This is a genomic window from Brachyspira pilosicoli (genome assembly GCF_019402445.1).
In the GTDB taxonomy this organism is placed as follows: domain Bacteria; phylum Spirochaetota; class Brachyspiria; order Brachyspirales; family Brachyspiraceae; genus Brachyspira; species Brachyspira pilosicoli_B.
This window is the reverse complement of the sequence record NZ_SRZM01000210.1, coordinates 1-2,454: the sequence shown is the minus strand read 5'-3', so window position 1 is coordinate 2,454 and position 2,454 is coordinate 1. Positions and strand designations below refer to the sequence as shown.

Genomic DNA, 2,454 nt, shown 5'->3' with positions numbered 1-2,454 from the left:
TATTCATTGATAATAATGAAATAAAGAATGCAGAAGTTTTTGATTATATTATATATAGTTATCAGCCAAAATTAGAATGGAAAGGAAGTATAGTTAATGGAGTACCTGAAGGAGCTTTAAAAACTGATGCGAGCTTTGATATGTCTAAAGCAGAAAATGCATCAGACAAAGCGATAGTATCAGACAGAACTTTGAGAGTAGCTGAGAAACTTATAAGCGATGCGTATTTTGCTAAAAAGGCTACTTTAGACAAACAAGGTCAGGAAGAATTATTGGAGCAAAGAAGAGAAGAAATAAAAGCTATTCAGGAAGCAAAAGGAGATATTAAAGCAATAGAAGCTGAAATGCTTAAAATTTTAAACATACAATAATTTTTATAAAAATAGTTTTAATAAAAGTGCATGCATTATATATGTATGCACTTTTTTATTAAAATTTTCTAATTGAAAATTTAATTATTCTAATTTATAATGCGAAAACTACAATACATACATAGGGGGGACTATATGAAAAATTTTATTTCTATAATCGCAGCATTTATTTTAATGATTGCTATAATTTCCTGCGGCAATGTAAGCAAAGAAACACAACAAAATACTCAAACTAATCAAACAGAAACTAATAAAGTATATGTTAATCCTATAACTAATAATACAGATATTGATATTAATTTTGATGAAACTCAATATACTAATGAATATATTAAAGGCACAGAATTAGACCCTATACCTACAGGATATAAAAAAATAGATGAAATACTCAATGAACATAAATATAAAGCACCAATATACGAAATATCAAAACTAATAGCAGAGGAAGGTTTGGAAGGAAAAATTACTGAATACACAAATTTTGGTGATAAATACATATTTGAAGATTCCACTCCTTTGTTTTTGGCAGTACAATTCGGATACAATGATTTGGCAAAAGAGCTTATAAAAGAAGGTGCAGATGTTAATGCTAGAGCAAGCGATATGGAAACAGAAGATGGTATTGATATGCTTTATTATGCTGTTAAAAATAATAATCCTGAAATGACTAAAATCTTAATCGATAAAGGGCTTGATAAAAATAGAGATTATGGTTATGAGTATTCTTATTATTTGACAGATATTGCTATTAACAACAACAATCTTGATGTACTTAAACTTCTTGTAAAAAGAGGAGATTCAAAAGAAACTTTAATTCCAAAAGCAGTACAAGAAAATAACATAGAAATGGTTAAATATTTATTATCTATAGGACAAGATATAGATGCTCAAAGATTTTATGACGGATTTTGGGTTGATTCTCCTTTAAAAGTAGCAGCTGAAAACGGATATATAGAAATGGCTAAACTTTTAATTGATGAAGGAGCTAATTTAAACTCAAGCGATGATTATATATATGAAGCTATTAATTATGGTAATTATGACATAGCTAAATTATTAATAGATAATGATGTATTTAATCTCAATACTAATACAACTAGAGAAGAAGCTATAGAATTAGCAAAGAATCAAAAATATTATGAAATAGAAAAATTATTATCAAGCGAAGATTCTAACAATATAGACGGATATGATGAATTAATGAATGCTATATCTAAAGGCGATATGAAAGCATTAGAAAAACTTATAAAAGATGATACTGATTTAAATAAACAATATAGTAAGATTACACCTCTTGGTTTAGCTGCTGCTAGAAATGATAAGGAAATGGTTAAATTTTTAGTAGAAAAAGGTGCTGATATAAATTTAGAAGATGGATACGGATATACTCCTTTAATAATAGCAATGAAGTATCGTAATCTAAATTTAGCTAAAGATATTATTGATTTGAAGCCTGATTTAAATGCTATATGTTCAGCAACAGGAGATACTCCTTTAACATATTTAGTACGTGAAGTGTGGTTTGCAACAGATGTTTGTTATTATTTAGTAAAAAACGGTGCTGATATAAATAAAAAAAATAAAGACGGAGATACTCCATTAATAGTTGCCGTAGAAAATGTTGTTGGAAGTTATGGTATGTTAGGAGTACTTATAAATATGGGTGCCGATTATAATATTAAAAACAAAGAAGGAAAAACAGCTATTGATATTGTTATAGCAGAAGATGACAAAGCAACACTTCATCATTTAAATAATCCAAGCGATTTAGAAACTTATCTTAGTTACTAATAAATAATAAAAAAGTGTATGCATTATATGTATCACTTTTTATTTTATTATTTTCTAATTGAAATTTTGTTAATTTTCTTTTATTATAAAAAACTATAATACATATAGAGGTAAAATATGAAAAAAATTATTTCAATACTTACAGCGTTTAGTTTAATGATTGCTGTAATTTCCTGCGGTGCTAATAAAGAAGCAAATCAAGCATCACAAAATACTAATGAACAAAAAACGACCTCATCAGACAGGCAAAAAACAGAAACTAAAAAAGAATTCTTTGATATGAAATATGTTT

At 27.1% G+C, this 2,454-nt stretch carries 2 protein-coding genes; both read left to right on the top strand.

Annotation, left to right across the window (positions count from 1 at the left end):
• Positions 1–371, top strand: a 371-nt coding sequence (locus E6A48_RS07355; RefSeq protein ID WP_475561307.1) for a lysozyme inhibitor LprI family protein, incomplete at its 5' end; no start/stop codon positions are given.
• Between the two features lie 135 nt (positions 372–506).
• Positions 507–2,162 carry an ankyrin repeat domain-containing protein gene (locus E6A48_RS07350; protein ID WP_219709376.1) on the top strand — a complete coding sequence of 552 codons (1,656 nt, stop codon included), beginning with the start codon at positions 507–509 and terminating at the stop codon, positions 2,160–2,162.
• Positions 2,163–2,454 lie beyond the last annotated feature (292 nt).